Source organism: Jannaschia faecimaris, assembly GCF_900107415.1.
Taxonomy (GTDB): Bacteria; Pseudomonadota; Alphaproteobacteria; order Rhodobacterales; family Rhodobacteraceae; genus Jannaschia; species Jannaschia faecimaris.
On record NZ_FNPX01000038.1, the window covers coordinates 1 to 8,457 of the forward strand.

Sequence of the window (8,457 nt, forward strand, 5' to 3'; positions counted from 1 at the left end):
GCCGCACAAGGGCCCCGGAAGGTGGCCGACTTGGTCGGTCGCCTCCGTGATGATGACACCCTCGGACTGCCCGAGATCGCCCGGTCCGCGCTCATGTCTTTGGCGGGTCAACTCGACGGCCTGGCCACCGAGGTCCGGTGTCTAGCCCCCCAACCTGCTACGACCGGTGTCCGAAAATTCTTCTGTCCACCATCGCACTCGCCGTAACCGTCATCTACTGGCATTGAAACTCAATATCTCCACACCGTTCAATACAGATCTATCTGGCGGTACGTGGAACCTCGGCACCGATACCACTAGTGGTCATTTGTCCGGCTTCGACTACCGGAACGCCGCGCAAGATAACGGTCTCTGGCCAGCCGGTCACTTCGAACCCCTCGTAAGGGCTGTAATCTGCCGCATCGTGAAGTCCGGCATGTTGGATCGTCTTGCGAACATGCGGATCCCAAATCGTTATATCGGCATCAGAGCCGACGGCGATTGTGCCCTTACGCGGATACATGTCGTATGTGCGGGCGTGGTTCGTTGACGTAAGCGCTACGAAACGCGGCAGATCTATCCGGCCTTTCATCACACCCTCGGAAAACAGGATCGGCAGGCGCGTTTCGATCCCCGGGATACCGTTCGGAATATGCCTGAAACTGCGCAGCCCCGCCGGGTTACGTTTGCCTTGTTCGTCTTCGTAGCGGAACGGGCAATGGTCGGATGAGAACAGATCGAACAGTCCAGTTTCGAGGCCCCGCCAGCAGTTCTGCTGCTCCACTGTATCGCGCGGCGGTGGCGAGCAGACGAACTTGGCTCCTTCCCAATTGTCTCGTGAGAGATCCTCTGCCTCAAGCACGAGATATTGCGGGCAGGTCTCGGCCGTTATGTTCACCCCGCGGGCGCGGGCGCGCGCGATTTCGTCAATTGCGGCACCATTTGAGACGTGAACAATGACGATTGGAATGTCGACGACCTCGGCTAGCGTAAGGGCGCGATGTGTGGCTTCCCGTTCAGCGGCCACGGGTCGGGTTGTGGCGTGCGCGCGTGGCGCAATATCGCCTGTATCCTCGGCGCGGGCAGCGAGGAAGGCGATGACATCCTCGTTCTCGCAATGCACCATGATCCTTGCGCCATGCCGCCTTGCCACGTCCATCGTGGCGAGGATACCTGCATCATCCATACGCATAGCTTCGTAGGTCATGAAAACCTTCACTGATCGCTGTCCCTCTTCGATTAGGGCTGGCAGTTCCTGCCCCAGAATCTGTGGCGTCGGATCCGTGATGATCATGTGAAAGCCGAAATCGACATGAGCGCCTTCAGCCTTTTCGCGGTAGTCCCTGAACGCTGCTGTGAGCGACTGCCCACGTTCCTGCAAACAGAAGGGCATCACCGTTGTGTTGCCTCCAAAGGCCGCGGCCCGGGTGGCACTGTCGAAATCATCGGCCATGACGATGCCCGGACCAGATGGTTGAGAGATATGGACATGGCTGTCGATGCCGCCGGGCAGCACGTACCGCCCGGTCGCATCGATCACGCGCGTCGCATTGCCCATGTCACCGCCGATTTGGACGATCCGGCCGTCGCGGATGCCAATATCCGCATCGAATTCGTCGGACGCGGTTGCGACAGTGCCGTTTGCGATCACCAAGTCATGAGACATGCGAATTCCTTTCATGCGTTGATTAGGTCGAGGTCCAGGTCACCTCTGTCCCGGCACCGATAGGCCAGCCCGATCGCGAGGGTCTGAACGAGGCTCAGCACACCGGTGAGCGAACGAAAGCCATGCAGCTCGGCGTCGTCCACGGTCAGGACCTCTACCGCATCTTCGGCGATCGGACTGATGGGAGAGTTGGTGATGGCGATCACTTTATGACCGGCGGCGCGCGCGATCGACGTGGCGTCGATCGTGGCCTGTGCATAGGGAGGGAAGCTGATCGAGATCAGCAGGTCGCCCGACTTCATGACCGAGATCTGGTCAGACGCGAGACTGCCTATTCCGGTAACCTGGATCGCTTGGATATGCGCCCGACGCAGCGCATAGGAGAAGTAGGACGCCACCGGAAACGATCGGTCCATCCCGATGAGGTGCACGGTACGCGCTGCCATGATCTGGTCAACAGCGGCATCTAGCGGAAGCTCGTCGAGACGTCCGCTGAGATGCGCGAGAGAGGCAGCGTTGGCCCGGCAAAACGATTGTCCAACCGCGCGCAGATCCGCCGGGTCGTGCACGACCTCATCCCCGTGGCTATGGGAAATTCTTTCTGAAAGCGACTCCGGGTAGGCGTCGTGCAGGGGCGCGCGGAACAGCTTTTGCATGTCCGAGAAGCCGGCGAACCCAATAGCTTTTGCCAGCCTGACAAACGTCGACGGCGTGAGCTTGGACTTGAGGGCCATGACCGTCAGGGTTTCCAGCGCGACGATCCGCTGGTTGTCCAACACCCAAGCCCCCGCTTCGAGCATGCGGTTCGTGAAGAGGTGCCGCTCGTTCAACAGGCGCGCTTTGAACGCATCGACACTTTGAGGTTTCTCGATTCCGTCAGGTTTGGTGCGTGTTTCAGACATCCGTGCGCGCTCCGCGGCATATTCAAATTTTGACCGTTCCGCGGGCGTTCCGCTGTTTCAATATGCAAGAGCCGAGAGCCGCATGCCGCCATGTGTCATCTGCCCACTTCGGAACGACCTAGCTGACACCTGCTTTTGCGACGTGCCCTTCGTCCATTGAACACATTGAGGTCGCGATCTTGGCAGAGCTGCCGTTACACCGCGCTTTCGAGCCGCTCGATGAGCCGGTCCATTTCGTCGAGTGTATTGTAATGGACCGCCGATACACGGATTACGCCATCGGCGTCACCAAGATCGAGCGCTTGCACCAACCGTTTGGAATGAAAGTCGCCGAAACGGATGCCGACCCCTGACGGGTCCACGGCCTCAACGATCTCGCGAGAGGATTGCCCGGCGATCACAAAGGAGATCGTTGGCACCCGCAAGTTGCGTTCCGACGATTGCTCGCCGACAATCGTGACATCTTCACGGCTGCGCAGATAAGCCAGCAAGCGTTCAGACAGAGCCGTTTCATGATCGGCGATCAAGTCGAAAGAGGCTTCCACAGCCGCGCGTCCCGAGACGTTGATCCCATGTGCGGAGGCAAGTCCTTCCAGGTACTCGATCACCCCAACGCATGAATAAGACAATTCGTAGTTGGGGTTGCCCGGCTCAAGCTTGTTGGGAACTTTGTCTTCGCCATAGAAGTAATGATTGATGTTGCCCGCCTTGTGGCGCAGCAGATCGTACTTTCCGTAAAGCGCCGCATGGTGCGGCCCGTAGGTCTTGTAAACCGAAAAGCCGTAGAAATCGGCGTCCAGCGCTTTCACATCGACGGCCCTGTGCGGGGCGTACGCGACTCCGTCGACGCAAAGCATCGCGCCGTAATCGTGAACCAAGTCAGCGATTGCCCTTACATCGTTGATGCCGCCGAAGATGTTTGAGCAGTGGGTCATGGCGACCAGGCGTGTTTTGGGCCCCAAGAGCGGCGCAAGATCCTCTGCCTCAGGTTTGCGCGTGTCATTCGAAATTTCCCATGTCTTCACCACGATGCCGCGCTGTTCAAGCCGCCGCCAAGGACCGATGTTCGCCTCGTGATCGAAGTTTGAGACGACAATCTCGTCTCCTGGGACCCAATGCTGCACAAGTGATTGAGCCAGTTGATCAAAAAGTTGGGTCGCAGTCGCGCCCATTACGACCTCCTCGGGGCGGTCGGCGTTCAGTAGCGTGGCAAGGGCTGCCCGTCCTTCGGCGACCTTCCGTGAGGCCGCGACTGAGGTCCCGTAGGTGGCACCCAGTTGAACATTCGCACCAATCATGAACTCGTTCATCCGGTCGAAGACCGGCTTGGCTACTTGGGAGCCGCCTGCATTGTCTAAAAATACCACATCGTCGGTGAGAGCAGGGAATTGCCGGCGGACGTAATCAGTGTCGAGTTTGGGCATGTGCACCTCGTAAAGACTTGGCCAGAGCCAAGTGGAACAAATTTTCCAATTTTGTCAATTACAAAAAATTAGTTTCATTTCTGCGAGGGGTATGCAACCTTTTGACTTGGCGTCGGACGGTTTTCGGCGCGCATCGCGCCGGAAAAAAGGGTTTGCGCGCGTCCGTGAGATGGTGGCGCACGATTGGGGGATTTTGTGTGAAAGAACGACCCATCCACGAACGAACGCTTCGAGCGTTCAAAGTTTTGGCAGGCCAAAACCCGCAACGGCAATCGATTGAGGGAGTGTCTTTCCAGGGGGCCGTATTCGGGCCATGGACAGCGCTTTTTCGGCAGCAGACCCCCCAATCATCAATCGTCCGGTGAAAACACTCACTGCCCATTCTTCGTTCGACAATACCAGATACCCACCAACTCGACCCAACTCATGTTCAGGAGGCACACATGCTCAAAAGACTTTTGAAGACCACGCCCATTATGGGCGCCACGTTCCTTGCGGCATCATTCGCGTTCAATGACGCGCAGGCGCAGGATTCGGACCGCGAGGTCGTCCGCGTTGCCAGCAACGTCAATATTCCACTGCGTATCTTCCGGGCAGGCGACGAGATCCAAGGTTACGAATACGAAGTTTACACAGAAGCTCTGGAACGTGCTGGCTACGAGGTCGAGGTCACCGATGTGGCGTTCAGCGGTCTGTTCTCAGGCCTGCAGGCCGAACAGTGGGACGTTGTTGCCTCCAACGTGTTCATCACGCCCGCGCGGCACGCTGAAATGGATCATAGCGAGCCGTACCTTGCCGCCTTTGACGCGCTGATGGTGCGCGAGGATGACAACGTACGGAGCCTCGAAGATCTCGAAGGCACCGTGGTCGGCACCGAGACCGGCACCACTCAAGCCGCTTACGCCGAGGCGCTCAACGAGGAGTTCGGACCGTTCGAGATCCGCGCTTACGAAGACATCGAAACCCAGCTTCTGGATCTGGAAGTCGGTCGGATCGACGGTCTCACTCTCGGCTACCCGACGGCGCGTGTGTATATCGAGGATCGTGGACTCTTCGAAGTCCTCTCCACAAACGACGCGAGCTTCATGATCGGCGCTTTCTTCCGCAAGGGCGATCCGCTGCGCGACGAATTTAATGAGGCGCTTCACAGCATGAAGGAAGACGGCACGACCGCGGAGATATTCGAGAAGTATTTCGGCGAAGCGCCCGGCGAGGAATCTGCCGTGGTTCGCGTGTTCGACGAGGCATACGTTCCCGAAGAGTGAGATCTCTCGCTGACATCGTGACGTAATAACGACCGCATTCGAACGGCGGCAGTGGGCCTCGGCAGTGCAGGCGTACCACGACGCGTCTTAAACTCGAGGCCCATTTCGGCATATGACTTACTTTCGATCGTCGATCCAAGACTGGCACAAGCGCTGGGCGCACCAACCTTGGTTTCGCCGCTACGAGTGGCTGTTCATGGGTCTGGTGGGCTGGCTAGCCTTTGCCATGCTGGTCCTGCCGCCTTTCGGTAGTCCCGATCCGCTGGGCGCTGCGACTGTCATCTCATGGTATCTGGCGGGCTTTACGATGGCCGGCATATTGCTGACGGATCGCGAAAAGCCGACACTCTTGAAACGAGCTGCCAGCCTGAGCGTCGTTGCCTTGTTCTTCTGGCTCTTCTACTACTACAGCGGCACGCGCTGGGATCGTGTGCACGAACAGTTCTTCAATTTCTCACGAATGGACGGCGTCTGGGAGCTGTACGCTCAAGGTCTGCTCGTCACGCTTCAGGTTTCGATTGTCTCTGCGGTTCTTTCGATCATCTTCGGCCTAACATTCGGAATCCTGCGCACACGCGGCAATCCCGTACTCGATCTATTCCTGGGCCTGCATGTCGATATCTTCCGCGCCTTGCCGCTGATCGTCAGCATGGTGCTGATCTTTTACGCGCTGCCGTTTTTGGGCATACGCTTGCCCGCCTTCTGGGCGGCGGTGCTGGCCCTCGTACTCATGAACAGCGCATATCAGACTGAGATATTTCGCGCGGGCATCGAAAGCATCCCGCGCGGCCAACTTGATGCCGCGCGCGCGCTGGGCCTCGGAACCGGCGCGACCCTGCGCCACGTTATCCTGCCGCAGGCGTTCAAGATCGTGATCCCACCGCTGACCAACAATCTTGTCAGCCTCGTCAAGGACACAGCCGTCGCCTACGTCATCACCGTTCCGGAGCTACTCACCACCGCGCAACAAGCGGTCACCTGGAAGCGCACACCGACACCGCTGGTGCTGTCGATGTTTGTCTATCTCTTGACCTTGATCCCGCTCATTCACCTGACCCGTCGTCTAGAGCGACGCCTGAACGTAGGGAACGTGCGATGACCATTGCGGCGGATAAGACCTCCGTGCCGATGATAGAGGCGCGCGGCATCCACAAGCATTTTGGCGGCATGCACGTGCTTCGGGGTATCGACGCAGTCGTCCCCCGGGGCAAGGTGACGGCGCTGATGGGAGGTTCGGGCAGCGGAAAAAGCACCTTTCTGCGTTGCCTGAACCGGATCGAGGAACCCAGCGAAGGCGAGGTGCTGATCGACGGCACGGTCATCACGGATCTGCGGACCGACGTAAACCGCCTCCGCGCCGATATCGGCATGGTGTTCCAGGACTATAACTTGTTCCCGCACATGACCGCTTTGGAGAATGTGACGCTAGGACTGATCCATGTCCGCAACAAGCCGCGCAGCGAAGCGCGCGACGCAGCCGCAGCGGCCCTCGGACGGGTTGGCCTTGCTGATCATCTTGAAAAGTTGCCGCAACAGCTCTCAGGCGGGCAACAACAGCGCGTGGCGATTGCCCGCTCGTTGGCGATGCGGCCCAAGGCGATCCTGTTCGACGAGCCTACCTCCGCGCTCGATCCTGAAATGGTGCACGAAGTGTTGGACGTAATGCGCACCCTCGCGACGGAAGGGATGACAATGGTCGTCATCAGCCACGAAATGGGCTTTTTGCGCAAGGTGGCCGACCAACTGATCATGATCGACGGCGGATTGGTCGTCGAACGTGGTCCGACATTGCGTGTGCTCGACGCGCCCGAGCACAAACGCACCCGCGAATTTCTGAGTGCGATACAATGAATGGTGCTCTGACGAAGGCCAGACCGATCCCGCTGGCACTGATGTTTCTCGTCGGCGTTGGCTATCTTGTGGCTGCGCCCGCGACGAGCGGCATCTTTGTAGCCATAGATGTCGCTGCAACAGCCGCCGTGTTCGTCCTTTTTCTTTTCTTGTTCATCCCCGTCCAGGCGGACAAAGGCGCGCCGCTCTGGCTCCAGAACGTCTCTGCGCTGGCATTGCTCTTGCTGGTGGCGGCCGCCTTCTTCCGTTGGGCGGATGCCGACTGGGGACGCCTGGGCTATTTGTTCTTCAATTTTGAGGTGATGAGCCGCCCGGGTGTGATGATGCGGATGCTCAGCGGCCTGTGGATCGCCGTGCAAGTGTTCCTGTTCTCTTTGGTCTTGGCGACGCTGCTGGGCATGTTCATGGCGGTAGTGCGCAGCATCGTAAATGACGCGCTCCTCAACTTCTTCATCGACGTCTACGTCGACGTGTTCCGCGCCATACCGCCGATCGTGCTGCTTCTGGTTACCTATTCGGCGCTGCCCTATTCCGGGATCGTGCTATCGCCTTTCGCGACGGGTGTGGTGGCGCTCACTCTGGTCGAGGCAGCGTACCTGACAGAGGTGTTCCGGGCTGGTATTGAGGCGATCCATCGCAACCAGGTGCTGAGCGCCCGCAGTATCGGGCTGACAGCCTGGCAGGCGATGCGCCTGGTCGTGCTTCCGCAATCGGTTCGTATTGTGCTGCCGGACTATTCCAACCGGCTGATTGGCCTGATGAAGCGCACGGCGGAAACATCGGTCATCGCGATCGCCGAGATCCTGAAAGTTGCGCAAGATCTGCAGTCGCAGTTTGTGAATGCCACTCCGCTGATCGTTGGCGCATTGCTATACATGGTGGTTCTGTTCCCGATGACGCGGATCGTGTCACGGGTCGAGAAGACGCGGCCGCGGACTTAATGGGAAGCTGCTCGGTCAGACCGCATGATCCAACAGACAGGTGATGCCAGGAGCATATCTTGGCGCAACATAGGGACAGCGATCCTGCCCTAACTGAGACTGGTTCGAATTCGTCTGATGGTGTGGACGGCTCCACCCGAACGGCATCGCAATGTGCCATGCTGGAGCTGTTTGAGACCAACAGTCAGAAGGAGCCATCCACATGAAGATTACAACACTCGGGATTGATCTCGCCAAGTCCGTTTTTCAGCTTCACGGGGTGGATCCGGATGGGGTGGTTGTCTTGCAGAAGAAGCTGCGGCGAGGTGCCGTGCTCGACTTTCTTGGCAAGTTGGATCCTTGTCTGATCGGGATGGAAGCCTGTGCCACATCGCACTACTGGGCGCGGGAGATTGCAGTTCTGGGACATGACGTTCGGTTGATCCCGCC

Annotated in this window: 7 protein-coding genes and 1 pseudogene; 5 read left to right on the forward strand and 3 right to left on the reverse strand. The window is 58.6% G+C overall.

Annotation, left to right across the window (positions count from 1 at the left end):
* Window positions 1–259: 259 nt before the first annotated feature.
* From hydA to BLV27_RS18690, 3 genes are all read right to left on the reverse strand, one after another.
* A complete protein-coding gene (gene hydA / locus BLV27_RS18680) occupies window positions 260–1,645 on the reverse strand; it encodes a dihydropyrimidinase (RefSeq protein ID WP_092647991.1) in 1,386 nt (461 codons plus the stop codon).
* Between the two features lie 11 nt (window positions 1,646–1,656).
* Window positions 1,657–2,445, reverse strand: a complete 789-nt coding sequence (locus BLV27_RS18685; protein WP_211605548.1) for a MurR/RpiR family transcriptional regulator — start codon at window positions 2,443–2,445, stop codon at window positions 1,657–1,659.
* Window positions 2,446–2,741: 296 nt separating this feature from the next.
* Entirely contained in the window at window positions 2,742–3,971 is a 1,230-nt protein-coding gene (locus BLV27_RS18690; RefSeq protein WP_092647993.1) for a cysteine desulfurase-like protein, read from the reverse strand.
* 443 nt (window positions 3,972–4,414) lie between these two features.
* Between BLV27_RS18690 and BLV27_RS18695 the strand changes: the two genes are divergently transcribed.
* The 5 genes and pseudogenes from BLV27_RS18695 to BLV27_RS18715 all read left to right on the forward strand — a co-directional run.
* Window positions 4,415–5,236 carry a substrate-binding periplasmic protein gene (locus BLV27_RS18695; RefSeq protein ID WP_092647994.1) on the forward strand — a complete coding sequence of 274 codons (822 nt, stop codon included), beginning with the start codon at window positions 4,415–4,417 and terminating at the stop codon, window positions 5,234–5,236.
* 112 nt (window positions 5,237–5,348) lie between these two features.
* Window positions 5,349–6,335, forward strand: coding sequence for an amino acid ABC transporter permease (locus BLV27_RS18700; protein ID WP_092647995.1), 987 nt, complete (start codon window positions 5,349–5,351; stop codon window positions 6,333–6,335).
* Entirely contained in the window at window positions 6,332–7,087 is a 756-nt protein-coding gene (locus BLV27_RS18705; RefSeq protein WP_280140331.1) for an amino acid ABC transporter ATP-binding protein, read from the forward strand. Before BLV27_RS18700 ends, BLV27_RS18705 begins: the two co-directional genes overlap by 4 nt.
* Window positions 7,084–8,028 carry an amino acid ABC transporter permease gene (locus BLV27_RS18710; protein WP_092647996.1) on the forward strand — a complete coding sequence of 315 codons (945 nt, stop codon included), beginning with the start codon at window positions 7,084–7,086 and terminating at the stop codon, window positions 8,026–8,028. Before BLV27_RS18705 ends, BLV27_RS18710 begins: the two co-directional genes overlap by 4 nt.
* 202 nt (window positions 8,029–8,230) lie before the next feature.
* Window positions 8,231–8,457, forward strand: a pseudogene (locus tag BLV27_RS18715) (IS110 family transposase); the annotation flags it as partial.